The 26,249-nt window shown below is 67.1% G+C and carries 28 protein-coding genes; 19 read left to right on the top strand and 9 right to left on the bottom strand.

The genetic code is table 11. The features are described 5' to 3' along the window. Positions 1-46: 46 nt before the first annotated feature. From RUU78_RS21920 to RUU78_RS21905, 4 genes are read left to right on the top strand one after another with little or no spacing between them, the layout of a single operon-like run. A complete protein-coding gene (locus tag RUU78_RS21920) occupies positions 47-643 on the top strand; it encodes an RNA polymerase sigma factor (RefSeq protein ID WP_313919872.1) in 597 nt (198 codons plus the stop codon). Further along, positions 640-978, top strand: a complete 339-nt coding sequence (locus RUU78_RS21915) for a hypothetical protein (RefSeq protein WP_313919871.1) — start codon at positions 640-642, stop codon at positions 976-978. Before RUU78_RS21920 ends, RUU78_RS21915 begins: the two co-directional genes overlap by 4 nt. Continuing rightward, positions 945-1,196 (top strand): hypothetical protein, encoded by a 252-nt coding sequence (locus RUU78_RS21910; protein WP_313919870.1) that lies wholly within the window; start codon positions 945-947, stop codon positions 1,194-1,196. The genes RUU78_RS21915 and RUU78_RS21910 overlap by 34 nt, the downstream gene beginning before the upstream one ends. Then, positions 1,186-1,887, top strand: coding sequence for a DUF3106 domain-containing protein (locus tag RUU78_RS21905; RefSeq protein WP_313919869.1), 702 nt, complete (start codon positions 1,186-1,188; stop codon positions 1,885-1,887). The genes RUU78_RS21910 and RUU78_RS21905 overlap by 11 nt, the downstream gene beginning before the upstream one ends. A gap of 163 nt (positions 1,888-2,050) precedes the next feature. Here RUU78_RS21905 and RUU78_RS21900 read toward each other — a convergent pair whose 3' ends face one another. Then, positions 2,051-2,353: a DUF4286 family protein gene (locus RUU78_RS21900; RefSeq protein WP_313919868.1), complete on the bottom strand. Its 303-nt coding sequence runs from the start codon at positions 2,351-2,353 to the stop codon at positions 2,051-2,053. Further along, positions 2,350-3,678, bottom strand: coding sequence for a DUF3667 domain-containing protein (locus RUU78_RS21895; protein WP_313919866.1), 1,329 nt, complete (start codon positions 3,676-3,678; stop codon positions 2,350-2,352). Before RUU78_RS21895 ends, RUU78_RS21900 begins: the two co-directional genes overlap by 4 nt. Before the next feature lie 142 nt (positions 3,679-3,820). On the opposite strand from RUU78_RS21895, the gene RUU78_RS21890 reads away from it, so the two are divergent. Next, complete coding sequence (locus tag RUU78_RS21890) at positions 3,821-5,233, top strand: MATE family efflux transporter (protein ID WP_313919865.1); 1,413 nt, start codon at positions 3,821-3,823, stop codon at positions 5,231-5,233. Positions 5,234-5,313: 80 nt separating this feature from the next. After that, positions 5,314-7,164, top strand: a complete 1,851-nt coding sequence (gene sppA, locus RUU78_RS21885) for a signal peptide peptidase SppA (protein WP_313919864.1) — start codon at positions 5,314-5,316, stop codon at positions 7,162-7,164. Positions 7,165-7,317: 153 nt separating this feature from the next. Here sppA and RUU78_RS21880 read toward each other — a convergent pair whose 3' ends face one another. Together RUU78_RS21880 and RUU78_RS21875 are read right to left on the bottom strand one after the other, a co-directional pair. Further along, positions 7,318-8,067 (bottom strand): ABC transporter ATP-binding protein, encoded by a 750-nt coding sequence (locus tag RUU78_RS21880; RefSeq protein ID WP_313919863.1) that lies wholly within the window; start codon positions 8,065-8,067, stop codon positions 7,318-7,320. Then, the gene (locus RUU78_RS21875; RefSeq protein WP_313919862.1) at positions 8,067-9,212 is read right to left on the bottom strand and encodes a hypothetical protein; all 1,146 of its coding nucleotides are present in this window, start codon (positions 9,210-9,212) and stop codon (positions 8,067-8,069) included. Before RUU78_RS21875 ends, RUU78_RS21880 begins: the two co-directional genes overlap by 1 nt. A 244-nt stretch (positions 9,213-9,456) precedes the next feature. Here RUU78_RS21875 and RUU78_RS21870 point away from each other — a divergent pair, with 244 nt between their 5' ends. From RUU78_RS21870 to RUU78_RS21860, 3 genes are all read left to right on the top strand, one after another. Beyond that, on the top strand, positions 9,457-10,110 hold the full coding sequence (locus RUU78_RS21870) for a hypothetical protein (protein ID WP_313919860.1): 654 nt from the start codon (positions 9,457-9,459) through the stop codon (positions 10,108-10,110). Between the two features lie 124 nt (positions 10,111-10,234). Next, positions 10,235-10,972, top strand: coding sequence for a 2OG-Fe dioxygenase family protein (locus tag RUU78_RS21865; RefSeq protein WP_313919858.1), 738 nt, complete (start codon positions 10,235-10,237; stop codon positions 10,970-10,972). Positions 10,973-11,126: 154 nt separating this feature from the next. Further along, positions 11,127-11,489, top strand: coding sequence for a hypothetical protein (locus tag RUU78_RS21860; protein WP_313919857.1), 363 nt, complete (start codon positions 11,127-11,129; stop codon positions 11,487-11,489). Here the strand turns inward: RUU78_RS21860 and RUU78_RS21855 are convergent, their stop codons facing one another. Both RUU78_RS21855 and RUU78_RS21850 read right to left on the bottom strand, forming a co-directional pair. Next, complete coding sequence (locus RUU78_RS21855) at positions 11,490-11,933, bottom strand: hypothetical protein (protein ID WP_313919856.1); 444 nt, start codon at positions 11,931-11,933, stop codon at positions 11,490-11,492. 95 nt (positions 11,934-12,028) lie between these two features. Then, positions 12,029-12,658, bottom strand: coding sequence for a glutathione S-transferase C-terminal domain-containing protein (locus RUU78_RS21850; RefSeq protein ID WP_313919855.1), 630 nt, complete (start codon positions 12,656-12,658; stop codon positions 12,029-12,031). Between the two features lie 198 nt (positions 12,659-12,856). On the opposite strand from RUU78_RS21850, the gene RUU78_RS21845 reads away from it, so the two are divergent. The 3 genes from RUU78_RS21845 (at position 12,857) to RUU78_RS21835 (ending at position 14,524) form a co-directional block, all read left to right on the top strand. Continuing rightward, positions 12,857-13,612 (top strand): DUF2884 family protein, encoded by a 756-nt coding sequence (locus RUU78_RS21845; protein ID WP_313919854.1) that lies wholly within the window; start codon positions 12,857-12,859, stop codon positions 13,610-13,612. 583 nt (positions 13,613-14,195) lie between these two features. Further along, the gene (locus tag RUU78_RS21840) at positions 14,196-14,339 is read left to right on the top strand and encodes a hypothetical protein (RefSeq protein ID WP_313919853.1); all 144 of its coding nucleotides are present in this window, start codon (positions 14,196-14,198) and stop codon (positions 14,337-14,339) included. 11 nt (positions 14,340-14,350) lie between these two features. Beyond that, a complete protein-coding gene (locus RUU78_RS21835) occupies positions 14,351-14,524 on the top strand; it encodes a DUF1328 domain-containing protein (protein ID WP_313919852.1) in 174 nt (57 codons plus the stop codon). A gap of 239 nt (positions 14,525-14,763) precedes the next feature. Here the strand turns inward: RUU78_RS21835 and RUU78_RS21830 are convergent, their stop codons facing one another. Both RUU78_RS21830 and RUU78_RS21825 read right to left on the bottom strand, forming a co-directional pair. Next, positions 14,764-16,059 (bottom strand): amidohydrolase family protein, encoded by a 1,296-nt coding sequence (locus RUU78_RS21830; protein WP_313919851.1) that lies wholly within the window; start codon positions 16,057-16,059, stop codon positions 14,764-14,766. 103 nt (positions 16,060-16,162) lie between these two features. Further along, positions 16,163-17,254: a bifunctional chorismate mutase/prephenate dehydrogenase gene (locus RUU78_RS21825; RefSeq protein ID WP_313919849.1), complete on the bottom strand. Its 1,092-nt coding sequence runs from the start codon at positions 17,252-17,254 to the stop codon at positions 16,163-16,165. 199 nt (positions 17,255-17,453) lie between these two features. On the opposite strand from RUU78_RS21825, the gene aceF reads away from it, so the two are divergent. Genes aceF through RUU78_RS21805 form a run of 4 tightly spaced genes read left to right on the top strand, consistent with a single transcriptional unit; the run spans position 17,454 to position 21,676 of the window. Beyond that, positions 17,454-18,839 carry a dihydrolipoyllysine-residue acetyltransferase gene (gene aceF / locus RUU78_RS21820; RefSeq protein ID WP_313919847.1) on the top strand — a complete coding sequence of 462 codons (1,386 nt, stop codon included), beginning with the start codon at positions 17,454-17,456 and terminating at the stop codon, positions 18,837-18,839. Positions 18,840-18,849: 10 nt separating this feature from the next. Then, a complete protein-coding gene (locus RUU78_RS21815) occupies positions 18,850-19,536 on the top strand; it encodes a hypothetical protein (RefSeq protein ID WP_313919845.1) in 687 nt (228 codons plus the stop codon). Continuing rightward, positions 19,536-21,359: a dihydrolipoyl dehydrogenase gene (lpdA, locus tag RUU78_RS21810; protein ID WP_313919844.1), complete on the top strand. Its 1,824-nt coding sequence runs from the start codon at positions 19,536-19,538 to the stop codon at positions 21,357-21,359. The genes RUU78_RS21815 and lpdA overlap by 1 nt, the downstream gene beginning before the upstream one ends. A gap of 11 nt (positions 21,360-21,370) precedes the next feature. Then, a complete protein-coding gene (locus RUU78_RS21805; RefSeq protein WP_313919842.1) occupies positions 21,371-21,676 on the top strand; it encodes a hypothetical protein in 306 nt (101 codons plus the stop codon). A 338-nt stretch (positions 21,677-22,014) separates the two neighbouring features. Here the strand turns inward: RUU78_RS21805 and RUU78_RS21800 are convergent, their stop codons facing one another. Next, a complete protein-coding gene (locus tag RUU78_RS21800) occupies positions 22,015-23,364 on the bottom strand; it encodes a hypothetical protein (RefSeq protein ID WP_313919840.1) in 1,350 nt (449 codons plus the stop codon). A gap of 166 nt (positions 23,365-23,530) precedes the next feature. On the opposite strand from RUU78_RS21800, the gene RUU78_RS21795 reads away from it, so the two are divergent. The 3 genes from RUU78_RS21795 (at position 23,531) to RUU78_RS21785 (ending at position 26,149) form a co-directional block, all read left to right on the top strand. After that, entirely contained in the window at positions 23,531-24,220 is a 690-nt protein-coding gene (locus tag RUU78_RS21795) for an aspartate/glutamate racemase family protein (RefSeq protein ID WP_313919839.1), read from the top strand. A 188-nt stretch (positions 24,221-24,408) separates the two neighbouring features. Then, positions 24,409-25,026: a glutathione transferase GstA gene (gene gstA, locus RUU78_RS21790; protein ID WP_313919837.1), complete on the top strand. Its 618-nt coding sequence runs from the start codon at positions 24,409-24,411 to the stop codon at positions 25,024-25,026. Positions 25,027-25,117: 91 nt separating this feature from the next. Continuing rightward, the gene (locus tag RUU78_RS21785; protein ID WP_313919835.1) at positions 25,118-26,149 is read left to right on the top strand and encodes a hypothetical protein; all 1,032 of its coding nucleotides are present in this window, start codon (positions 25,118-25,120) and stop codon (positions 26,147-26,149) included. The last annotated feature ends 100 nt before the right edge of the window (positions 26,150-26,249 follow it).

Genomic DNA, 26,249 nt, shown 5'->3' with positions numbered 1-26,249 from the left:
CCGGCCGTCGGCTCGCCCGATAGCCGTTCAACGAGCCAGACCTAGAATGAATGCTTCTTCGGCGAGGGACCTGGACGGGATGCCATTGGACGAGGCGCACCACGACACCGGCAAGGCCCGTCTCGACGGCTTCCTGCGCAGCGTCGAGCGGCGCGCGCTGCGCATCGCCGAACTCTCCACCGGCAACCGCGACGAGGCGCTGGATCTGGTCCAGGACGCCATGTTCGCGTTCGTGCGCCACTACACCGCCAAGCCCGAGGCCGACTGGCCGCCGCTGTTCTACCGCGTGCTGGACAGCCGCGTGACCGACTGGCACCGGCGCAGCCAGGTACGCGGGCGCTGGCTGGGATCCTGGTGGCCGGCGCGCAATGTCGACAGCGAGGAAGATCCGCTTGCGACGGCGCCCGATACCCAGGAAGCCGGCCCGCTGCTGCGGCTTATGGGCGAGGATGCCGGACAGGCACTGGAAGGCGCGCTGCGCGGGCTCCCGTTGCGCCAGCGCCAGGCCTTTCTGCTGCGCATCTGGGAAGGACTCGACGTGGCCGACACGGCCACCGCCATGCGTTGCGGCGAAGGCAGCGTAAAGACCCATCTCTGGCGTGCGCTCAATGCGCTGCGCCTTGCTCTGGAGCCGCACCGATGAAACCTGGGCCTGACTGGACCGAACAGGCGCGCGCGCTGCTCGACGCGTCCACCCGGCGGCTGGATGCGTCCACGCTGTCGCGTCTGAATCGCGCACGCCAGCGCGCGCTGGACGCGGCGGCCGCGCCGCGCACCGCGCTGCACTGGCCACGACGCCTCGCCATCGCCGCGTCGCTGCTGCTCGCGGTCGCGATCTGGTGGCCGGGTTCGACGCCGCCGGCGGTCGCGACGCTGTCGCCGGAAGATGCCGAGTTGCTCGCCGAGGGCGAGCTCGAAATGACTGACGAACTGGAGTTCTACGCATGGCTCGACGCGGACGGCGAACACAATGGCTGAGCGCGGCACTGCTCGCCGCGGGCGGCACGGCCATCGCCGCGACACCGTCGCCGACACCGGCGACGACGGTCGCGGCCATGCCGTCCCCGATCACCGACGTGGCCGCCGAGCCGGACCTGCTGCTCTACCTCAGCGAGTTCGAGGATGCCCAGGGGGAATGGGTCGATCCGGCAGAGCTGCCACCCTCGCCGCCCGGGGAGGATGACGATGCGCAGTGATGCCATGACCTTGCGGGTGTTGTTCTGCGTCGTGCTCGCGTTGGCGACGTTGCCGCTGGCCGCGCAACCGGGCGACGCGCCTGTCGTCGCGATTCCGTACGCGAGCCTGAGCGCAAGCGAGCGCGAGCAGTTGCAGCCGTTCGCCAGGACCTGGGACACGCTGCCGCCCGAGCGTCAGGCGCGCCTGCGTCGCGCCGCCGCGCGCTGGGCGCAGATGCCGCCGGAACAGCGCGCCCAGATGCAGGAGCGTTTCCGCCGCTGGCAGGCGTTGAAACCTGAGGAACGCGCGGCGCTGCGCGAACGCTTCCGCACCTTCCGCTCGATGCCGCCCGAGCAGCAGGAACGCGTGCGCCGCGGCGTGGAGCGCTTCCGTCACCTGCCGCCGGAGGAGCGGGCACGCTTGCGCAAGGAATTCGCGCGCATGAATCCGGAGGAGCGCCGCGCATTCCTGCAGGGGGCCGGCGACGAACGTCGTGCGCTGGCGCGCCAGCGCTGGCTCAGTTCCTTGCCCGAAGCCGAGCGCGAGTCCATGCGCGCGATGTTCGACGGCTTCACGGGGCCGCAGCGCCGGGCCTTCCGGCGCCTGCTGCAGGCGACGCCGGAAGCGCAGCGCGAAACAGTGCGCCGGGAATTCCTGCGCATGACGCCCGAGGCGCGGGCTGCGCGCCTGGAAGCGGCGGCGCCGGGCTAGCACAGATGCATCACGGGATGGGTAGAAACGTCCACGTCAGGCCGTTGCAGGACTGCCTGCCGCGCGATTCAGGCGCATCGCGCAAGCCGGTAGTGAAACGGGCTGTCCGGTGCGCTCTCCGGCTGGTTTCGCCCGGTCCGGGCGGAACGGGGCCGGCCGTCGGCTAAAGCTCGCGCAACACGCGGCGTGTCGCACTGAAGTGGCCACCGAAGCGGCGTTCGCCGTCGGCGCGCATCGCGGTGGCGTGGTCGGCGAAATACGCATCCAGCGCTGCCTGATCGCGCAGGCGGTAGGCGATCACGAAGCCGCGTCGCGGTGCATCGTCCGGCAGATCGCTGCGCTCATAGCGCTGCGCGGCAACGAAGCCGTCGAAGGTCAGCATCTGCGCGACGTGGTCGCGCAGCCAGTCGGCATAGGCATCGCCGAGCGCGCGGTCGATCTCGATGCTGACCTCGTAGACGATCACTGCAGCATGAGTCCCACGACGGCTGCGATGGCGACCGCGGTGCTGATCAGCGAGATGTAGCAGAAACCGATGAGTCCCCACTTCAGCACCGTCATGAACCAGTTCTGCCGGTACACGCGCTTCTGCATGATGAGCAGATACAGCGGGATCCACGCGCCGATGGCAACGTTGACCCAGAACAGTACCGGTGTGGTCGCGGGCCACGCCAGTTCGGCCAGGCTCACGAGACAGAACAGCAGGATGCTCAGCGAGATGAAGGCATGGCTGTGCAGCGCCACCATCAGGTGTTCCATGTAGTAGCGCCGCTTGAAGATGTAGAAGATCTTCAGCAGCACCGCGAACAGCGGCATGATCAGGAACAGCGACTGCGGCAGTACGCCGATCAGCGCGACGAAGCGCTTGGGTTCTTTCAGCGCGCGTTTGAAGTTGACCTCGCCGTTGCCGATCATCTCGTTGATCTTGGCGTTGGCGATGTCGGGTAGCCATTCGATGCGCAGCGGATTGGTCTTGGCGTTCCAGGCCTTGTCGTTGAACTGCATGAAGTTGATTTCGGGCTCGGTCACCAGCGGTGCGCCGGGCAGGCGCGGCACGGCGGGTGCATCGGGTGCGGGAGGCACTGCAATCGCGGCCGGTCCCGGCGGGTTTGCGCCGGGCGATGCGGGCACGGCGGCGATCACCGACGGCGCGCCCTCGCTGGGCTTTTCGACGACGTCCGGCGTGGCCGGTGTGTCCTTGAGTTGCCCCAGCCGCCTTTCCGCCGCGCGGTTCACGCGCTTGATCTGGGCTTCGAGGTTGTTGCGGACGAAGACCGGCAGGTCCGGGTCGGTCAGCGCCTCGTTGAATCCCTTGATCAGTTCGTCGCGCTGGCGCACGACGTCCTCGGCGGTCTTCGCTTTTTCGATGCCCAGGCCTTCCAACTGGACGAGGGGCTTGTCCACGTCGACCAGTGGACTGGTGCCGAAATCGAGCTGGCCGAGGTAGATCTGGGCGAGGAAGAAACCCACGATCGTCAGGAAGAAGAACAGCCGGAACGGCGTGACGTAGCGCTGGCGCCGGCCGATGAAATATTCCGTGGTAAGGAAGCCGGGTTTGAAATACAGCGGGCCGAGCGTACGCAGGATGCGCGAGTCGAGGTTGAAGACGCTGTCGACGACGTCGGCGGTCAGGCCTGACAAAGGCCGGATCATGCCTTTGATCGGCTGGCCGCAGGCGTGGCAATACTTGCCTTCGAGCGCGGCCCCGCAATTGGCGCAGTGCGTCGCGGCGGACGGCTGCAGCGTTGCCGGTGGCGGCACGGGCGTGTCATAGGGCGCGGGATCGGTCATCGGGCGCGGCATCGGCAGGGGTTCGACGGCAGAGTATGGACGATGACGGTTGCGTCTGCCTCGCCCTTGCGCCTTGCCATCGACCGTTCGTTTGCAGCCACCTGCTAGACTGTTCGGTCGCCCGCCTGCGTCAGCCCCTCCCATGCCCAGCTTTGATCGTCAGCGTCTGTGGCGCGACTGTGCCGACACCGTGAGCCTGGCCCTGCCGCTCGTCGCGGGTCAGCTCAGCGGCGTGGGCATGACGGTCGTCGACACGGTGCTGGCCGGGCATCTCGATGCGCATACGCTAGGCGCGGTATCGGTCGGCGCGAATTTCTGGGTACTGGCCTATGTCGCCGCGCTCGGCGTCATGCTCGCGCTGTCGCCGTCGGTTGCGCAGCTGGCTGGAGCGCAGCGCCACGGCGAGATCGGTGCGCTGTTCCGCCAGGCGCTGTGGCTTGCCGCCGGCATGGGCGTGATCCTGTTCTTTCTGGTGCGCGTCTGCGTACCGTATTTCCTCGAGTGGATCGGTGTGGATCCGTCGCTGCGCGCCGATGCGCAGGGTTTCGTGCGAGCGATCTCCTGGGGCGCGCCGGCCCTGTGCGGCTATCTGGCGCTGCGCGGCGCCAGCGAAGGCGTCGGTCTGACGCGGCCGACCATGTACTTCGGTCTGCTCGGCCTCGTATTGCTCGCTCCGATCGGCTGGGCGCTGATGTACGGCCGGCTCGGTTTCGCGCCACATGGCGCGGCCGGTTGCGGCGCGGCGACCGCGCTCGTGCTCTGGCTGCAGTTCTTCGCGCTGCTGGCCTGGCTGTACTGGCGCCCGGTCTACCGTCGCCAGCAGCTGTTCGCACGCTGGGACAAGCCTGACCCGAAGACGATTCTCCAACTGCTGCGCATCGGCGTGCCGATGGGGGTCAGCGTGTTCATGGAGGCGAGTCTGTTCGCGGTCGTCGCGCTGATCCTCGCGGGATTCGGCGAAACCACGGCGTCGAGTCATCAGATCGCGCTCAATGTCTCGGCGGTCTGTTTCATGGTGCCGCTGGGCCTGGCCCTGGCCATCACCGTGCGCGTCGGCAACGCGGTCGGACGCGGCGACGAGCGTGGCGTCCGCTACGCGGGCTACGCCGGCATCGCATTGTGCATCGCGACCCAGTTCGCCTCCGCTGGCGCCATGCTGCTGGTGCCCGAGCGTATCGCGGCGCTGTATACCAGCGACGCGGCGGTGATTTCGCTCGCGGCGCAGCTGCTGATCCTGGCTGGCCTGTTCCAGTTTTCCGATGGCATCCAGGTCGCGTCGAACGGCGCCCTGCGCGGTCTCAAGGACACGCGCGTGCCGATGCTGATCACGGTGCTGGCCTACTGGGGCATCGGCATGCCGGTCGGCTGGTGTCTCGCGTTTCCGCTGGGCATGGGCGCGCGCGGCATGTGGATCGGCCTGATCGCAGGCCTGTCGGCCGCGGCCGTGCTGCTGTTCCTGCGCTTCTACCGCCAGGCCGCGCGCGGTCGCTGGCAGCAGGCGGCACGTCCGGCAGGGGTTTCACTGGCCGATACAGGCCACAATATGCCTCACTGAAGCGGTGCCATCCGGCGTCGCAGCCACCACTGAGCGGTGCCGTCTGGCGCCGTCTAGCCCTTCAGCAAGCGGAGAGAGCAATGACGGAGCGTAAGCCCGGTCCGGTGCGCCGGTTCTTCGGCGCGATCTGGGACGCGATCAATTTCACCCGGCGCCTGGTGTTCAACCTCATCTTCCTGTTCGTGCTGGTGGTCTTCCTGATCGCGCTCTCGGCCAAGGCACCGGTGATCGAGCCGCGTACGGCGCTGGTGCTCGAACTCAACGGCGAACTCGTCGAGCAATACCGCACGGACGCCGGTTCGCGCGCGCTCGAGCGCATGCTCGGCAGCACGTCGAGCGAAATCCAGCTGCGCGATGTGCTTGAGGTGATCCGGCGTGCCGGGAACGATGCGAACATCGAGCGCATCGTGCTGCAGTCCGATGGACTGCGCGGTGCCGGACTCGCATCGCTGGCCGAGATCGGCGCGGCGCTGGAGCGCTTCCGCAGCACCGGCAAGGAAGTCGTCGCGATCTCCGACGGCATGACGCAGATGCCGTATTTCCTCGCCGCACATGCAGACCAGATCCTGCTGCATCCGGACGGCGCGGTGCTGCTGAACGGCTTCGCCAGTTATCGCTTCTATTACAAGGATCTGCTCGACAAGCTCGCGGTCAAGGTGCACCTGTTCCGCGTCGGCGAATTCAAGTCGGCGGCCGAGCCGTACGTTCTCAACGGCGCATCGAGCGAAGCGCGCCAAGCCGACCTGTACTGGCTCGATGGTCTCTGGCAGACATGGCTGGGCGACGTGGGCAGCCGGCGCAAGCTTGAGCCCCGGGCAATACAGAATGGTATTGAAATACTGCCCGAGGCGATCGAAGACGCGCAGGGCGATCTGGCCAAGATTGCATTGACCTCGCACCTCGTCGACCAGCTCGCGACGCGCGACCAGGCGCGCGAGATCCTCATCGCCAAGGGCGTGGCTGACAAGGCCAAGCACAGCTTCCGTCAGGTTCACTGGCGTGACTACCAGTCGCTTGCGCGCAGTGCCGCGCTGCCGGATCTGCGTGCATCGGTCGCTGTCGTCGTCGCCGAAGGCGATATCGTCAGCGGCGAACAGAGCGCTGGCACGGTCGGCGGCGAATCCACCGCCGCGTTGCTGCGGGAGGCGCGCGAGGACGACAACGTCAAGGCCGTGGTGCTGCGCGTGAATTCGCCCGGCGGCGAGGCGTTCCCGTCCGAGCAGATCCGGCGCGAAGTTGAACTGATCAAGCAGGCCGGCAAGCCCGTCATTGCGTCGATGGGTGACGTCGCGGCCTCGGGTGGCTACTGGATCGCGATGGACGCCGACGAGATCTTCGCCCAGCCGGCAACCATCACCGGCTCGATCGGCGTTTACGGCCTGTTGGTCACGATTCCCGAAACGCTGGCAAGAATCGGCGTGCACACCGACGGTGTCGGCACGACACCGTTTGCCAGCGCGTTGGATGTGCGCCTTCCGTTGGATCCGGCTGTGGCCAAGGTAGTCCAATCGGTGATCGACAAGGGCTACCGCGATTTCATCGGCCGCGTCGCCGCAGCGCGTGGCAAGCAGGCCGCCGAGATCGACCAGGTCGCGCGCGGCCGAGTCTGGACCGGCCGACAGGCGCTGGAGCGCGGCCTCGTCGACAAGCTTGGCGGCCTCGACGCGGCAATTGCCGCCGCGGCCGAGCGTGCCAAGCTCGGCGCTGACTGGCAGACACGCTACATCGAGAAGTCGCCCGGTGCCTTCGAGCAGTTCCTGCTCAGCACTAGCGACAGCGCCGGCGCGCGCGCGCTCGCGAAGATCGAACTGCTGCGGCCGGAGGCCACGCTGCTGGAAGACGTCGACCTGCAGCGTCCCTTGCGTCTGCTGCGCACGATGCAGGGCGGCAAGCCAACCGTGTTCGCGTACTGCTTCTGCGAGATTCGCTGAGGCTGGCGGCGCGCCTGCGGGCGCGCCGTTCGTCCGGTCGCCCGGATGCTGCGACGGAATGGTCGCGCGACGCCTTTGCTAATCCTGCACAAATCCACTATGCCGACCGGGCCTGGGTCGGCCGGCGCGGCGCGAGCCCGGCCGGGACGTGTCTCAGGCGTCGTTGCGCGGTGCACCGAAGCGCTGCAGCGCTTCCACCATGACCTGTTCGAGCGAGGCGTCCGGATCGTGCCGTATCGCGTCGAGCGCGTTCGTGTCCCAGTCCTGCACCAGCTTGCCACCGAGCAGCAGCACGCAGCGGCTGATGAAGCGTTCGGCCACCTCGAGCGCGTGCGTGGCGAGCAGTACCGCGCAGCCGTGTTCGCGCGTCAGGCGTACGAGGTGCTGCTTGAGCGCGAACGCGCTGAGCGGGTCGAGACCGTTCATGGGTTCGTCCAGCACGATCAGCGGCGGCTCGCCGATCAGACCGAGCAGGATGCCGAGCTTCTGCCGCGTGCCCAGGGAATAGGCCTGCACTTCGTGGTCCAGCCAGCGCGTGAAGGCAAGCGCCTCGGCGAGTTCCAGCGTAGCGGCCGGAATCGCGCCGAGGTCGCGCGCACCGGCGAAGAGCTCCAGGCACTGGCGCCCGGTCAGTAATGCCGGCAGCAGAGTCGGATCGACCGCAAAGCCCAGACGCTGCTTGGCGCCCAGCGGATCGCCGGACATGTCCGCGCCGGCGATCGCGATGCGGCCCTGCTGCGGTTGCAGGATGCCGGCCAGGCAGCGCAGCAGCGTGGTCTTGCCCGAACCGTTCGGCCCGATCAGCGCGGCGAATTCGCCGGCCTGCAGGCGCAGGTCGACGCCGTCCAGTACGCGTTGCGGCCCGTAGGCGTGAATCAGGCCGGCAATTTCCAGGACGGACATCAGGCAGCACTCCGGGCAACAACGTAGTGACGCACGGCCAGCGCGATGGCGAGTGGCGGCACGATGGCGACGAATTGATAGGCCAGCAGCAGCAACAGCACGACTTCCGCCGTCGCGCGGATGCGCGCCAGATGCGGCCGATGGCGGTAGCGCCAGCTCAGGCACAGTGACAGCAGGCCACCGAGGCCAATCGCGACGACGAACGCCGCGGCGACCCAGGGCTTGGCCGACTGCAGCAGCAGGCCGCCGGCACCGAGCACGCTCGCGCAGCACCAGGCGAACAGCGGATAGCGCAGCGTGCCCGCGGCGAAGCGCCCGAATGGCAGCGGCAGAGCCGCGAACAACTGCGTCGCGCGGACCAGCGTGTCCTCGCTCGCCCGCAGCGCAAGTCCGTACCAGATCAGCGCGATACCGAGGAGCAGCATGCCGGCCAGCGGCAGCAGCGGCATGCCCATCGGCACCAGCAGGCCCAGCGCGAGGAATTGCCAGTTGCGTCCACCCGAACGCCAGCGGCGCACGGTTTCGCGCCGCTGCCAGTCGGGCAGGTTGCGCAGCTGCGGGTGATCCAGCGCGCGCAGCGGCAGCAGCGCCGCGCTGGAATGGGTCTGCAGCACCTTGGCGTGTTTGCGCGTTCCCAGCCGGCCCACGGCGAGGTATCCCAGGCCGCTACCGAGCCAGAAGCCGAGGCTCGCCGACGTCAGCAGAGGCACGAACCACGGCGTGGAGCGGCGCGACAGCGCGACGATGCCGGCCAGCACGAACAGCACCACGATATTGCCGAACACGGTCAGCAGGATCGCGTTGAGATGCAGGCTGCGTTGCGTCGCGGCCTGGGAGACGGGGGCCGCGCCCCACCAGCCCAGCCGCAGTTCCTGCAGCAGCGCCAGGGTCGAGCTGCGGCACATGGCAAAGCCGAACGCCGCGAAGGTGATCGCAATCGTCAGTGGTTGCGCAGCGAGCAGGCGCAGCACGAGGCCGATGCGATCGCCGTCGATGCGCGAAACGCCGGCGCCGACGAGAAACAGCAGCGCGCCACCCGCAACGAGATGGAACAGCGTCTGCGGCCACAGGCGCAGCAGACGGCGCGCGCGATTGCCGGCGACGCGGCGGGTTTCCTGCAGGCGGGGATGAAAGTAGGCAGCCATTTATGCGAGTGTTGCAGGCAACGGCGGCAGCCCGCATGGGCCACGAGTTGGGTCCTGGCGTCCTGTCTCGCAATTGCATCAGATAACTCCGGTGTCGTGACCAGCTCCGCTGTTGAACACCGCCGCGATACGTCGTGGCGGCTGGTCGCGCCACTGCGGCTACGTCTGCCCACTGCGCGTGGTCTCGCGACGAAATCCATCCGGAATTTCTTCAACGTAACTGCGAGACAGGACACTGGCTGCAATGCTCACGAGCGAAACCGATCTTTCCGCACCGCTGCCATTGCCGTCCGGCCTTGTCGCTGAACTGCGCGATTGCTATGCGCAGCCGCCGCGCGCTTATCACAATTTTGACCATGTGCTCGAAGTGCTGGGCCATTTCGCAACGGTCGCGCGCGAACCGGGCTGGGACCAGCCGGTCGAGGTGTTTCTCGCGCTGCTGTATCACGACGCGATCTACGACGCCGGGCACAAGGACAACGAGGAACGCAGTGCGGACTTCGCGCGATCGGCCATCGCGCGCTGGCTGGACGGGCAGGGTGTGGATGCCGGGCGCGTGGCCGGACTCATCGCGATGACGGCCAGGCACGGGCACTGGGACGCCTCGGCGCTGGATCGTGATGCGGCGCTGTTCCTCGATTGCGACATGGCAATACTGGCGGCCGAGCCGGCACGCTTCGACGCCTACGACAAGGCCATTGCGCAGGAGTACCGCGGCAGGCTGCCGGCGTGGATGTTCCGCCACTACCGGCGCCGCTTCCTGCGCGGCCTGCTCGCGGCGCCACGCATCTTCGTCTCGGACTGGTTCCATGCGCGCTGCGATGCGGCGGCGCGTGCCAACCTCACGCGCTGCCTCGACAGCGGCCGCAGTGCGCTCAAGGCCAGCGCGGGGCGGTAGATTCGTGCTCGATGACAGCGGAACCATTCGCGACGCAGACGCTGGATCCATGCTGCCCGAGGCCTGATGCAGGCTTATAACGATCGGCCATCGCGCCGTCGGCGCGCTCTGCTACCGTGACTGCATGAGTACCGAGGAAACTGCTCCCGCGCTGCTGGCGACGGTGGAGCCCGAATTGCGCCGCGTCGGCTTCGCCTTCGTCGCCGGCACGACGATGACCGCGCATCTGGCCGAGTGCGGGCCGCTGGACGACTGGGCCGACTTCGCGGCGAGCTGGAACGACCTCGCCGTCGACACCTACATGGCCGACCAGGGCCGCTACCGGCGCCGGCGTCATGGCGTATACGCGGCCGATGCCGCGCCACTGCGGCGCGAGCCGGCGCAGCCGCACTACCAGTCGCTGGAATACAACACGCTCAACGGCGGCATCGCGCGCTGGTTCGAACCGATCGCGCCGCGCTGGGATGCGGGCAGCAGCCTGCCGACGGTACTGCGCTACTGCCAGCGCCTGTTCGGCGCGCTTGCGCCGGGTGTTGCCGGCTGGCAGATCGAAGTGCATCAGTTTCGCATCGAGGCGCGCGCCGGCGAACAGGGTTTGCCGACGCCCGAAGGCGTGCATCGCGACGGCGTGGACTTCGTACTCGTGCTACTGGTCGCGCGCCACAACATCGCCAGCGGCACGACGACGATCCATCAGCCCGACGGCGCGCTGCTCGGCCGCTTCACGCTGACCGCGCCGTTCGATGCGGCGCTCGTCGATGATGCGCGGGTCTGCCACGGCGTGACGCCGGTAGAAGCGGTCGATGCGGCGGTGCCTGCGTATCGCGACGTGCTCGTCGTGACGTTCCGCGCGCGGCCGTAGATGTTTCGCGGCCGAAGGGCTGCCCGACGCGGAAACGGCGTTCACTGCCACGTCGCGACGGTCGAAAGCCTCTGCGCCGGTGCGACGCTGCGTTTTCCGGCGCTTCAGCCGAAGCTTGCTAGCGTCCGCCAGGCTTGGTCACCGGAGCCTCATCGTGTTGCGCCATCTGCTGCTGTCCTTGCTCCTGAGTCCTGCGCTTTCCGCCTCGGCGGACGCGCTGCCGCAATCCTTCCCGTATTCTGTCTATACCGACATGGCCGCGGCCCACGCCGACGCCATGGCCGGTCGTGACCTTCTCCAGCGGTTCCTCGCGAGCGATCCGGCAGGGTTGCTGATCCGTTTCCCGCCGGGTTCCGATGCGCGCGCGACGATTCATCTGCGCTCGGGCGTGCTGCGCTACGCCGCCGACGACAAAGACGAAATGCGCCTGCCCGACAAGCGCGAGTGGCGGGTGGACAATCCGCGCATCGAACTGTCGGTCAGGCCGGTCGCGCTGGCGCTGGACTTCGGTGGCTGATCAGGCGGTGGGTTGAAGCGCGCTCCAGCGCGCGAGGCAGTCATCCATTTCGACAAACGCGGCGTAGTGAATTTTCAGTGCGGCATGCAGCTTCGGTGATGCTTCGACGTCGCTCCCGACCAGATCCTGCATCAGATGCACGACACGGCGTTCGCGCACATGCAGCGCCGCCGCATGTGCACGTGGATGCAGCGGATCGAACTGATGGCGCAGGTCTTCGTAGCCCAGATCCGGCGCCAACGAGCGCGTCGCATGCGCTGGCGAGGTCTGGAACAGCAGCCGCGTCGAGACCAGGTCTTCGAGCAGATCGAGCCGCGCCTTGGCGGCGAGCGAGAACACTTCGGCGGTTTCCGGATCACGCGTTTCATTGCGCGCGAAGGCGTAGTAGTCACGGCCTTCGCGCAGCAGTTGGATCAGCAGCTGGACTTCGTCGAACGAGGTCATGAACTGGCCTTCCTCGGGAACTCGGAAACCAGCCTACTCGCGCAATTGTTCAGTCCTCGTCGCGATCGCGGTCTGCGGTTCAGCGCGCGGAAGGCTCAGGTCCATTCAGTAAGACCTTCGATCTCGTAGAGTCGCTGCCAGCTCGGCCGTGCGCGTATGCGGTCGGCCAGCGCCTTCAGCGCAGGCCACTCGGTTGCCGGCCGGGGCATGTTGCGCGACCAGCGCATCAGCATCGTCGCGTAGAAGTCCAGCGCACTTGGCTGTTCGCCGAGCAGATAGGGACGCCCGTCGCCGAGCTGGCCCGCAAGCTGGTCGAAGCACCGTTCGATGCGCTTGCGCAGACCTTGCCTGAGCGCGTCCTCGTCCACCGCGCCTGCATCGGACGGATAGAACCAGAGACGGAACGTCGGTTGCAGTGTGTTGGCGAGAAACAGCACACCCTGCAGGAACGCGGCGCGCGTCGGCGTGCCGACCGCGGGCGCGAGTCCGGCTTCCGGATGGCGCTCGCACAGCAACAGCAGCAGCGCGGCGGTCTCGGCGCACGCCTGTCCGTCGACGATCAGCGTCGGCACGGCGCCGTTCGGATTCAGGCTCAGGTACTCGGGCGTGCGGTTGTCGCCAGCCTGGATGTCGACCCGGCGCAGTTCATGTGCAGCGCCGATTTCGAGCAGCAACAGGTGAGGCAGCAGGCTCGCCGCACCGGGCGAGTAGTACAAGGTATACATCGGGCAGCTCCGGTCAGGCAGGGGCGTGCCAGCATACGGGCTCATCCGCAGAGGCGATAGCGCGCGAAACCCTGCCGGAAGTCATGCCTGCGGTGGGCGGATGCGTCACTGCAACCCTCGCGCGAAAATCCGCATCCAAGGCCGCAATCGCCTGCGTGATCGCGGCGATTCCCACTATCGATACGACGAGGACGCGCCATGAAACGCCTGCTGCTTGCTGCCGCCCTGGGACTGAGCCTCACTTTCGCTGCGCAGGCACGCAGCCACAGCATCGATTCCTGCGGCCTGGACAGCGACTACGACGTGACCATCGACAAGTCCGGCCTGTCGTTCCGGCACAGCGGCGGAAAGCCCGAAAGCATCGTCATGAACAAGGGACAGCTGATCGTCGATGGCCGCCCGCTGGCGCTCAGCGACACGGATCGCGCCCGCGTCGCCGAATACGAGGCGACGGTGCGCGCGCTGGTGCCGCAGGCCAAGGCCATCGCGCGCGATGCGATCGACATCGCCTACGTCGCGGTCAGCGAAGTCGCCGCCGCATTCTCCGGCACGGCCGACAGTCCGAATACGCGCCAGCGTCTCGGCGTGCTGCGCGACGAGTTCAAGCTGCGCATCGACGACACCTTTGAAAAGCGGCCCTGGAACGAAGACGAGTTCGACTCTCTCGTCGAGAAGGCCATGACCGACCTGATGCCGGTGATCCTGACCGAAGTCGCCGGTAGCGCGATCGCTATCGCCCTGAGCGGTGACGAAGCCCGCGCGGCGGAACTCGAGGCGCGTGCGGAAAAGATCGAACACGACATCGAGCGCCGCATCGACACGCAGACGGCACAACTCGCGTCGCGCGTCGCTGCGCTGTGTCCCATGGTCGCGCGGCTCGACAGCCTCGAGAACAGCCTGGAGCTGCGCCTGGACGGCGGCACGCGCCTGAACCTGCTGGATTTCGAGAAGTGAGCGTTACGCTCACGCGATGAATCGCGCGTACGTCGGGTCTGTCTCCGCCGCGATGGATCGCAAATTGCAACCCGTCCGCGCGGTGTTTCGTGCACGGCGCAACGGGTGTTTGAAAGGCGAGCGCTCCGGAAATCGTGAGGCGCCGGTACTCGTGATGCGTTGCACGGTGTTCCGGCGCACACCATCCCCACCCAACCCTCCGGCCCGTGGGGCGTTCAGGACGATGAGAGCCTTCGGCTCTAAGCCATCGTCCTTCGCGCCCTTGAAGGGGAGGGATTTTTCCGCCGTTCCTTTGGCTTTGCATCGCTGCGTCTGACAAAAAAAACCTGCGAGAACAAAGCCCTCCCCTTCGAGGGGGTGAAAGGCAGCCGCTTGGAACCGTAAGGTTCTGGCTGTCTTGAACGCCCCACGGGCCGGAGGGTTGGGTGGGGATCGTGTGGCTCCGCCTCGCACTGGACGGAAGTCGACAAAACGACTGGCTCGGTCGGCGGACCGCATCGGTTTCGAATAGCCAGTCGCTCACTCTGTCGCCGCTGGCACGCCGCTTGCGCTATCCGTAGCGACAATCAACGGAGCACACACCATGCAGGACGACGACAATCGCCGCGACGACAGCAGCAACTGGCGCCAGGAAGGCCCTGAAGCGATCGCTCGCCGACTTGCACCGGACGCCGGGCAGGATCCGGTCGACGAATCCCTCTGGCTCGCGCTGAACGCCTGGGGCTGAGGGAGGGGACCATGCTCAAGCTCGCCATCATCTTCGGCCTGATCTCGCTCGTTGCGGGCGCGCTCGGCTTCACCGGGATCGCCGGTGCGTCGGGCGGCATCGCCAAGGTCATCTTCGCGATCTTCCTCGTGCTGTTGCTGCTCGCCCTGGCGGGAATCTTCCTCGGCTTCTCGCTCGCTTTCTGAACGGCGTCGGCAGGGCGCAATCACGGTACGCGCATAGCAGATGCGACGCGGCGCTTGCAGACTCACGGTAAACGGATCGGTCAACGGATGTGGCGGGCGGCTGACAACTCTTACTCGCGGCGCCGCCCGCCCATTCGCTTCCGGTCATCTGACACGCAGGTCGCCAGCGCCTCGTGGCCGATGTTCGTTCTCGCCACGCAGGTCGTTGACTCTCGTCGTTTGACCGGGTGACCGTAAAGTTACCTGGTGGATTTTTCCACCTTGCCACCCTTCATCACGAAGGCAACTTTCTCCATCACGCCGATGTCCTCCAGCGGATTGCCCGGCACGGCAACCAGGTCGGCATACAGGCCCTTGCGGATCGCACCGACCTGCTCGCTGCGGCCGAGCAATTCCGCCGCATGCAGCGTCGCCGCCTGCAAGGCCTGTATCGGCGTCTGGCCCCACTGCGTCATCTTCGCGAACTGCTTGGCGTTGTCGCCGTGCGGGTAGACGCCGGCATCGGTGCCGTAGGCGATCCTGACGCCGGCCTTGACCGCACGGCGGAAGCTCTCGCGCTGGGTGCGGCCAACCTTGCGCTCCTTTTCCAGCATGGTTTCCGGATACTTCAGGCGCGCGAACTCGGCCAGGATGTAGTCGTCGTTGTAGACATCGGCGACGAGCCAGGTGCCGTGTTTCTTCATCAGCGCAATCGCCTCGTCATCGAGAAAACTGCCGTGCTCGATCGAATCGACACCGGCCTTGACCGCCATCTTGATCGCCTCGGTGCCGTGCGCATGCGCCGCGACCTTGCGGTGCCAGCGATGCGCCTCGTCGACGACCGCGTTCATCTCTTCCTGCGAATACTGCGGTTCGCCGACCGACTCCTCTTCGCTGAGCACCCCGGCGCTGGCCATGAACTTGATGACGTCGGCGCCGTGTTTTACGTCGAAGCGTACCTTGGCGCGGATCGCATCGACGCCGTCGGCGATGCCGTTGTAGCCCTCGAAACGCAGGTAGGGGGAGAACCCGGTTCCGCCGTCGGCGTGGCCGCCGGTGGCGCCGAGCGCGAGGCCGCTGGCGAGGATGCGCGGCCCCTGCACGTCGCCGCGCGTGATGGCGTTGCGCAGTGCCACGTCGATGAACTCGGCCGAGCCGGCGTTGCGCACCGTGGTGAACCCGGCCTGCAGGGTGCGCTGCGCGTATACGTGCGCCTTGACCGCGTTGTCGATCGGACTGCGGCGGAACGCTTCGGTATAGAAATCGCCCGATTGCGAGTCGATATGCACGTGGCAGTCGATCAGCCCGGGCAGCAGGGTCACGTCGCCCAGGTCGATGCGTCTGGCCTCCGCCGGTACCTGTCCGTCCCAACGCACGTCGATGATGCGTTCGCCGTCGACGACGACGACGGCCTTGCTGCGCAGCGTGCCGCTCTCCACATCGATCATGCGCTCGGCGGTGACGGCGACGCGTTCGGCGAACACCGCCATCGGCGAAAGCGCGAGGGCCATGGCTGTCGTCAGCAGCGACTTGCGCAGGAGTGTGGTAGGCGGCATCGGCGGTCCCTTTGGTGAAAACTCAAGACTACGCGCAGCCGGTCGCGGGCGGCCAGTACCGTAAGGCCGGCTCGCGATGGCGCGCGCGCCGGCTCCGCTCGGCTCACTCGGCGTCAGTGTGCAGATAGTCGCGGCCGCGCTGCATCAGCGCGACGAAGCCGGCTTCGTCACCGTTGCGCACCGCTGCGAGCAGGGCATGTACCGCTTCGTCGAGCGCTGCAAGCGCCGGGCCGTTGTGCGCGTTGAGGGACTGGATCTCGAAGTACAGGTGCGGGTTCTCGCGCGCGACGCCCTCGGCAATGCCGAGCTGTGCGCCGAACGTCGTCGACGACACGGCCTTGAGGCGTTCCGGATCGACGCCGCTATGTGCCAGGGCCGCAACGAACGCGATGTTCAGCGCATGCGACAGGCCGAGCACCAGCGCGATCAGGCGATCGTGCTCGTCGAGATCCATCTCCACCGTGATCGCGGTCGTCGATGCGAACAGACTGCGTGCCGTCTCCAGCGCCTCGCGATCGCCGCTGTCGATGAGCACGACATGGCGCCCGGCCAGCACGTTGGCCGAGGGACCGAACATGGGATGGATCGACGTCGCGCGCACACCGGCCGCGTTGAGCTGCTGCAGGGACTCGCGCAGCGGCGTCTTGATCGAGCCCAGGTCGAACACGATGCCCGGCGGCCGGTAGGTGGCGAGCGCGGACAGGATGCGCGCCGCGGCGCGCAACGGCGTGGCGACGACGATGAGGTCATGATCGAGCGCGCCCTCGTCCCAGCGCTCGCGCTGCGCGAAGCCTGCGGCGTTGGCGACGGGATCGGCGATCTCCACCGCATAGCCCTGCGCGTCGAGGAAGCGCGCGAACCACGCGCCCATGCGGCCGCTGCCGCCGATGAGCAGGGCGCGCTTGCCGCCGCCGGCGGACAGCGCCCGTACCGTGTCCTGTTCCTGCCGGGTCAGCGATGCGGCAATCAGCAGCTGCATCAGGCCGGCGGCGAGTTCGGGATCGATGCCCGCCTCGCGCGCATGGCCGCGCACGTTGTCCAGTACTTCTTTCTCGCGCCGGAAATCGCGCAGCGGCCGGCCGCTGCCGCGCTTGCTGCGGCCGATCTCGGCGACGATGCGCTGGCGTTCCGCGGCAAGCCGCACCAGGTCGCGATCGACCCGGTCGAGCTGCGCGCGCAATTCCGTAATGTCCATGTGGGCAGTCCGCAACAAACGGCAGCCAGCTTAGCCGCCAGGACGGCGTGCTGCGCGAACCAATCGGAATATGGCGGGTGCGCCGCGGCGTCCGGCGTCGTCCGGACTTTCCGAGTATCTGCTCTATCCGCTCTGGTGCGGGCCTGGCTTCGCCGCCACAATAGCTGCCTTGCCCGAAATCTGCCGCCTCGGAGGGTGTATGTCACAAGAAGTGAAGGTTCCTGACATCGGCAACTACGCCAATGTGCCGGTGATCGAGATCCTGGTTGCCCCCGGCGACACGGTGAAGAAAGACCAGGGCCTGCTCACGCTGGAATCGGACAAGGCGACCATGGAAGTGCCGGCGCCGTTCGCCGGTGTGGTCAAGGAGATTCGCGTGAAGGTCGGCGACGACGTGTCGGAAGGCACGGTAGTCGTGACCATGGACGCGGCCGATGCCGCGGTTGCCGCACCCAAGGCCGAGGACAAGCCCGCGGCGGCGGCGAAGGCCGAGGCGCCCGCCAAGGCCGAAGCACCTGCACCGCCCGAAGCCGCGGCCCCCGCCGCCAGGAGCGAACCGCCCGCGAACGCCGACGCGTCCCGTCCCGGCATCGATGCGGAAATCGCGGGTCCGCGCACACCGCCGGTTCCGTTCGACGCGAGCGTCGTGATGCCGGACAAGGTGCCGCATGCAAGCCCGGCCGTGCGCCTGTTCGCGCGCGAGCTCGGCGTCAATCTCACTGCCGTCAGCGGCAGCGGCCGCAAGGCACGCATCACGCGCGAAGATGTGCAGAACCATGTCAAGCAGGCGCTCGCGGCTGGCCCGGCGCGTGGTCCGGCAACCGCGCCGGTCGCGGCTGGCGGAGGCCTCAACCTGCTGCCCTGGCCACAGGTGGATTTCGCCAAGTTCGGTGAAACCGAAACGCGCGCGCTGTCGCGCATCAAGAAGATCTCCGGTGCCAACCTGGCGCGCAACTGGGTCATGATCCCGCACGTCACCCAGCACGACGACGCGGACATCACCGACCTCGAAGCGCTGCGTGTGGCGATCAACAAGGAAAACGAGAAGGCCGGCATCAAGCTGACCATGCTCGCGTTCCTGATCAAGGCCGTCGTATCGGCGCTGAAGAAATTCCCCGACTTCAACGCCTCGCTCGATGCCACGGGCGACAATCTGATCCTCAAGAAATACTTCCATGTCGGCTTCGCCGCCGACACGCCGAATGGCCTGGTCGTGCCGGTGCTGCGCGACGCGGACAAGAAGGGCGTGCTCGAGATCGCGAAGGAAACCGGCGAACTCGCCGCGAAGGCGCGCGACGGCAAGCTCGGTCCGGCCGAGATGTCCGGCGGCTGCTTCTCGATCTCCTCGCTCGGCGGCATCGGTGGCACGGCTTTCACGCCCATCGTCAATGCGCCGGAAGTCGCGATCCTCGGCGTGTCCAAGTCGGCGACCAAGCCCGTATGGGACGGCAAGGCCTTCCAGCCGCGCCTGATCCTGCCGTTGTCGTTGAGCTACGATCATCGCGTCATCGATGGCGCTTCGGCCGCGCGCTTCACCGCCTATCTGGGCCAGGTGCTCGCCGACATGCGCCGCACGCTGCTTTGAAGCGCGCCCGGTGAGCCAGCCCGACGCACCCGATGCCGAATTCGACGACGTCCGCATCGTCGATCTCGACCTCAGCCGCACGACCTGGTCGCGCGTGCACGACTCCCTGCGCGTGATGTTCCTGCGCCTGGATCGCGAACCGCCGGACACGGACTGGCCGCGGCTGTTCTTCGAGGAGCGTGAAAGCCGTATCGTCGCGCGCCGGCGCGGCCTGTGGATCGAGGAAGACTACATCAGCTTCGACGCGCTGCCGGAAGAAGTGGAAAAAATCCATTTGCCCGACATCCGCAAGTCGATGGCCTACGCCAACCGCAAGTATCGCGAGCTGACTCGCGAACGGCATCTCAACCGGATGGCGAACCTGGCCGGTCTGCGCAGCGAGCGCGACGAGATGCTCGCGTTGCAGGAACGGGTACGTGGCCTGCTCAATGGCAGCGCGACCGCGGCCGATGTGCCAGTGACCGCGGCGACACCCGCGCTCTCCAAGGCCCCCGGGGCCACGCCGGTCGCACCGGTCAGGACCTTCGGCCCTGCGCCGGTCGTGGAAGCCCCGGTATCGAAAGCCACAACGCGCGCACCTGACCAGACCAGGCCGCCGGCCGACCCCCATCCCCTCGCCGAATTCGAAACGCGGCGCGACGCGCTCAAGCAGATGTTCCGCGCCGCGGCCGCCTCGCAGGACAAGGAGCAGAAATAATGGCAACGACAGAAGTCAAAGTGCCCGACATCGGCGGCGTTTCAGTTCCGGTGATCGAAGTCCTGGTCAAGGTCGGCGACACGATCAGGAAGGAACAGGGACTGGTCACGCTGGAATCGGACAAGGCCACGATGGAAGTGCCGTCGACGGTCGCCGGCGTGGTCAAGGAAATCCGCGTCAAGCTCGGCGAGGAACTGGCCGAGGGTGCTGTCGTCGCACTGATCGACACCGAGGCGGCCGCTGGCGCCGCGGCGCCGGCAGGGAAAGCGGCCGCGCCCGAAGCGAGCAAGGCGTCCGCAGCACCGTCAGCCGAAAAGCCGGCGGCCGAACCGCCTGTCGCGGCCGCGGACAAACCCGCTGCCGCGCCCACGGGTCCGGCGCCCGCTGCCGCGCCGGCCACGGGCCGCAAGGCCGACATCGAAGCCCAGGTCGTCGTGATCGGCGCCGGTCCCGGCGGCTATACCGCGGCGTTTCGCGCAGCGGACCTCGGCCAGCGTGTGGTCCTGATCGAACGCTATCCGGTGCTCGGCGGCGTGTGTCTCAACGTCGGCTGTATCCCGTCCAAGGCGCTGCTGCACGCCGCGCGCGTCGTCGACGAGGCGCGCCAGTTCGCTTCCCACGGCATCAGTTTCGGCGAGCCCATCATCGATCTGGACAAGCTGCGCGCACACAAGACTGCGGTCGTCGCGCAGCTCACCGGCGGCCTGGCCGGCATGGCCAAGCAGCGCAAGGTCACCACCGTCACTGGCGTTGCAAAATTCGTCTCGCCGAACGAACTCGAGGTCGACGGTCCTGACGGCAAGAAGCTCGTGCGCTTCGACAACGCCATCATCGCCGCGGGCTCGCAGGCCGTGAAGCTGCCGGGCTTCCCCTGGGACGACAAGCGCATGATGGATTCGACCGACGCGCTGGACCTGGCCGATATCCCGAAGTCGCTGCTCGTCGTCGGCGGCGGCATCATCGGTCTCGAGATGGCCTGCGTCTACGAAGCCCTCGGCACGAAAGTCACCGTGGTCGAGCTGCTCGATCAGCTCATGCCCGGCGCCGACCCGGATCTCGTTCGCCCGCTGCTGCTGCGCCTGCAGAAACGCTACGCGGGCATTCACCTGAAGACCAAGGTCGCCAGGATCGAAGCCAAGGCCGAAGGCCTCGTCGCGAGCTTCGAAGGCGACAAGGCGCCCGAACCGACTGCGTATGACCGCGTCCTCGTCGCGATCGGCCGCACGCCCAACGGCGGCAAGCTTGATGCCCACAAGGCCGGCGTCAACGTCACCGAGCGCGGCTTCATTCCTGTCGACAGGCAGATGCGCACGAACGTGCCGCACATCTTTGCGATCGGCGATCTCGTCGGCAACCCGATGCTCGCGCACAAGGCCACGCACGAAGCCAAGGTCGCGGCCGAAGTCGCCGCCGGTCACAAGAGCGAGTTCGTCGCGCGCGTGATCCCGAGCGTCGCCTATACGGATCCCGAAGTGTCCTGGGTCGGCGTGACCGAGGCCGAAGCCAAGAAGCAGGGCATCGCCTACGGGGTCGGCAAGTTCCCGCACGCCGCGTCGGGCCGCGCGATCGGCATCGGCCGTACCGAAGGCTTCACCAAGCTGATCTTCGATGAGGCCACGCACCGCATCATCGGTGCCGGCATCGTTGCACCGAACGCGGGCGATCTGATCGCCGAAGTCGCCCTCGCGATCGAGATGGGCGCGGAAGCCGCCGACATCGGCCTGACCATCCACCCCCATCCGACCCTGAGTGAATCGGTCGGCATGGCGGCGGAAGTGTACGAGGGGACGTGCACCGACATCGTCGCGCCCAAGCGCAAATAGACGGAGAGTCCATGGCACGTGCCGTATTCATGCTTGCCACCGGGTTCGGCATCGGCGCCCTGTTGGGCGCCGTATCCGACGCGGCCGCCTGCTCCTGCCGCAGCGGCTCGGTTGAAGACGCCGCGGCACGGGCGCGCAACATTGCGCTGGTCCGGGTGGAGAGTGTGCGGATCGGACCACGGCGTAGCGAAGGCACGCTCGGCGATGAACCTCCGCAGCGCGCGCGTTTTGCCGTCACGCGCCATCTCAAGGGCGAGCTGCCGCAAAGCGGGAACTTCGCGCGGGCTACGGCTCAGGCGATTGCGGCGCGCCGCTGATCGTCGGCGCGAGCTATGTCGTCTTCAACGACGGCGAAGCGCCGGAACTCGCGCTTTGCCGCGGATTCTTCGGGCCATGCCTGCGCTACGGCGACGAACGATCCGATGCGTATGTCCTGCGCTTCATTGACTCGCTGGACGAGCAGCTGGAGCACCGGCGCGGCAATACCAGGCCCGCCGTCCCCGCTATGGGGTCTGAGCGATTCGACCTCGGTCTGGTTCGGGCCGCCTGAGGCTCCGGTCAACTGAACACGTGACGCCGGCTTCCCAGGGAAGCCGGCGTCACGATCGTGCCCGGTTTGCGGCTCGGATCCTGCCTGACTCTGCCTGCGCGCTCGCTATTCGCCGATGGCGATGCCTTGGGCCTTCAGCGTGACGAGCAGGATTTCGTAGGCGCCACTGCTTGCCGTTCGGTCGATATGCGGAGGCTGATTGCGCAGGACGTCGCGCAGCGCGTCGATCTGCGTTGCGCTGAGCTGTACGAAGCTGCGGTTGAAGCTCGCGTTCCAGCGCCACGCCGATTCGCCGAACCGTTCGAGTCCTGCCGGCCCGCGCCTGCGCATGGCCAACAGGAAGATCACGCGCTCCCATTTGTTCGATACGCCGTGCGCGCTGAGCAGTGAAGAGAGCACGCGTTCCCCGTCCATTCCATCGAGGATCGCCTGCAGCTCGTGCGCATCGAACTGCAGCCGTGCGCGTTTCGCGATGCGCGCTGCGTCCTTCACTACGGCCATATCCTCGTCGGCCAGCGCATTGAGCACGGCGGCCCGGATGCTGCCGTCGAGCCGCCGTGCGAGCGCCGCAAGCGCCTGCCGGCGTACGTGCCCGGCGGCGTCGCCGAGGTACGGGGTGATCAGACCTGCGTCATCCGCGCGTCCGTATTCGCCGAGTCCCCATAATGCGATGGCGCGGCGCGCAGGTGTCGCGTGCGGCGTCAAGGCATCACGATAGGCGGCCCTCACATCGAAGCGTGCGGCTGCGAGCTTCGCGGCGACAAGTTGACGCACGGCGGTATGCCGGTCGAACAGATAGTGCGCGTAGTTGTCGGCACCCTGCTCCGACAGCAGGATTTTCAGCGCAGCGCGCCGCACCGGCATGCAGCGGTTCTCCAGTGCCACAGCCAGCGTGTCGCGACGCGCCTCACCCTCGAGTTCGGCGATAAGAGGCGAAATCTTAATGCGTATCGCGACATCGGCGTGGTTCAGTCCTGCGCGGACCAGCGCGGCGAGGTCGCCGAGACGATGCGCTATCGCCAGCAGCAGGCAGGCTCGGGCGACGCCGTTGACGGTGCTGGTCATGCCGCCGAGGACATGGCCGGCGTTCTCGGGCCGGCAGACGAAGGCTTCGACTTTCGCAATCAGCGGTGCGTGTTCCGCGCGGCGGCACTGTGCAAGCCAATGAAACAGCGGCAGGCAGGTGACGTAGGCCATCGCGTTTGCCGGTACGGCCAGCCGCGACAGGCTGGTCAGGGCGGCGGCACGCACTTCGGGAACCCAGTCGTTGGCGCGGACGATCAGGGAGGGCAGTGCCAATGGGTCGCCGAGCTCTCCCAATCGCAGCGTCGCCCGTTCGCGCACGAAGCCGCTGGGGGACTCGCTGCTGCGCAGCAGTTCGCCGAGTTCGGCAGGGGAAGGTTGGCGTGCGGGCAGCACCGCCGACAAGGTATCAGTCCAGGATTTCGTGGACATGCTCGACTCCGGAAATCCTCAAAGCGAGCAGCACAGGATTGACCGCAGACACGATCGGGCGCAAGTACTATCGCCATGCGCCGCCGCAGCGTTGCCTGCTCAGCGCCCCGAATCCACCGCGTTCGGCATGCAGGATCGCCGGACAATTTCGCGAAAGGTCAGATCCATGCGAACCCTAGGACTCCTCGCCGGCATGAGCTGGGAATCGACGATCCCGTACTACCGCATCATCAACGAACGCGTGCGTGATACGCGCGGTGGGCTGCATTCGGCGCCATTGCTGATGTACAGCGTGGATTTCGCCGAGATCGCGCGGCTGCAGGCCGGCGGCGACTGGGACGAGGCCGGGCGCCAGCTGGCGGACGCGGCCGCGGTGCTTCGAAAGGCCGGCGCGCAGGCGATCGTGATCTGCACGAATACCATGCACAAGGTCGCCACGCAGATCGAAGCGGGCTGCGGGCTTCCGCTGCTGCATGTCGCCGACGCGACCGCGGCGTGCATTCGCTCCGCGGGGTTAGAGCGCGTCGGTCTGCTCGGCACGCGCTTCACGATGGAGCAGGATTTCTATCGCGCGCGGCTGGCCGGGCATGGGCTCGATGTGCTCGTGCCCGAGGCGGCGCAGCGCGACGAGGTGCACCGCATCATTTACGACGAGTTGTGCCGCGGCGAGATACGCGAAGAATCGCGCGAGGTCTTCCGGCGGGTCATGGCCGATCTCGTCCTGCGCGGCGCGCACGGCATCATCCTGGGCTGCACCGAGATCGGGTTGCTGGTCGGAGACGGCGACACCACCGTGCCGACCTTCGATACGACCCGCATCCACGCCGAGGCGGCCGCCGACTGGGCGCTGGGCTGATCCGCGCCGCGGCGCGCGCGCGGCTTCTGCCGGATGCGGCCATTGCCGTCCGGGAAACAGTGCATTCACGCTGCGGCCGCTACTGGCCTCTTGATCGCCGCCGCTGCAGCCGCAGTTATCGGCAACGCGCTGGTGCTGCGGCATTCAGGGACGCCGGCGCGCCCATCCTTACAACCAGGAGTGTCCGCATGAAACTGTATTTCTCGCCCGGGGCGTGCTCGCTCTCGCCGCATATCGTGCTGCGCGAGCTGGGTCTGCCGTTCGAGGCCATCAAGGTCGATCTGGCCACCAAGACGACCGCCGACGGCGCCGATTTCAAGGCGGTCAATCCCAAGGGCTACGTGCCGACCCTGCAGCTCGACAACGGCGAAATCCTGACCGAAGGTCCGGCCATCGTGCAGTACCTTGCCGACCAGGCGCCGGACAAGAAGCTCGCGCCGGCCAACGGAACCTGGGAGCGGTACCGGCTGCAGGAGTGGTTGAATTTCATTTCTACCGAAATCCACAAGCAGTTCAGCCCGCTGTTCAACGCGGCCAATCCGGATTCGGTCAAGGATGCGCAGAAGACCAAGCTCGCGCAACGCTTCGCCGAGATCTCGCCGCTGCTGGAAAAGCAGGACTATCTGACCGGCAGCCAGTTCAGCGTCGCCGATGCCTACCTGTTCACCGTGCTGGGCTGGAGCAAATACTTCCACATCGATCTGAACCAGTGGCAGGGCATCGCGAAGTTCGTCGAACGCGTGGCCGCACGTCCGGCCGTGGCCGAAGCGCTGGAGTTCGAGGCGCAGGTGAAGAAGGCGGGATGACCGCTTTGGCCTCTCGCCGGAGGTGGGCGCGCTGACACGCGCCGGTGCGGCAGGCTAAGCTGCGCGCTTCGTTCCCGAGGCGCGCACGCTGATGATCACGCACCTGCTATGGATCCTGCTGCTGGCGACGGTCTTTGTGGTTCCCGTGCTGTTGGCAGCATTGCGCGCCCGCCGGCGGCGCCGGGCGCAGGATGCGTTGCTCGCCGAATGCGATGATGGGTTCAGGAGCCTGCAAACGGTGCGTGTGCGGCTCGCACGTCCGGAGTTTCGCGCGACGCGCATCGCCACCGCCGAAGGCTGGGGATGGCTGGGTTTCGATGCGCACCGCGTGCGTGTGATCGGTCGCCTCGACGACGGCACCGTGATCGAACGCGACATGCTGCGTGAACAGTCATCGCCGCTGTGGCTCGGCGATACCGTTACCGGCGCGCACGGCCTGCACTGGTTCGCGATCGGCGAACCGCGTCTGCACCTCAGCGCCGATGGTCTCAGCGATTGGAATTCCGCGGCCGCGAGCGCGGCGCTGTATACGCAACTCGCACCCGGCGACGCGGCGCGGCCACCACGCAGCAAATTCCATCTGCAGAGCCATCCACTGAGCCTGGGCTTCGTCGTGCTGTGCGCGGCGTTGTGGATCTATGCGGTGCTCGACGGGGTTCTGAGCCCTTACACGCTGGTCGGCGACCACGGCTGGGTCAACGCAGCCGCACTCGCATGCATCCCCGCGAGCCTGCTGCTGTACCCGCTGCTGCTGAGCACGCGATTGCCCCGCAAGGAGGCGCTGCTGCTGCCGCTGGTGCTGGGCGTCTCGGTTTGTCTCGCCGCGATCCCGGCGATCATGCGCGTCGATCGCATGACCGGCAGCGGCGATTTCGACGAAACGCTCTATTTCCTCGACACTGGCACTACGTTCAAGCCCATCGTTTCGGGGCCGCCCCGGCTGCGTTTCCACAATTCGGACGAGTACTGGTCCCAGCTCCATCCGGGCGAGGAGCAAGGGTTCTACCTGCGCCGTGGCGGTCTTGGTCTCTGGCAAGTGCATGCCGGGTCGGTGCGGCAGGACATGCGCCTCTGGTACAGCTCGAACGGCAAGCCGGTCCCACGAATATTGGATGTCGACTAGCAGGCTGTTGAGAAACCCCTCCGCTCATGCACAATCATAGGCTCTATCAATAGCCCACTATTCCGCGATGCGCACACCCGACGTCCAGCAATTGGGAATG

The organism is Tahibacter sp., from assembly GCF_032229445.1.
Classification (GTDB): Bacteria; Pseudomonadota; Gammaproteobacteria; order Xanthomonadales; family Rhodanobacteraceae; genus Tahibacter.
This window is presented reverse-complemented; position numbering and strand designations above follow the sequence as displayed.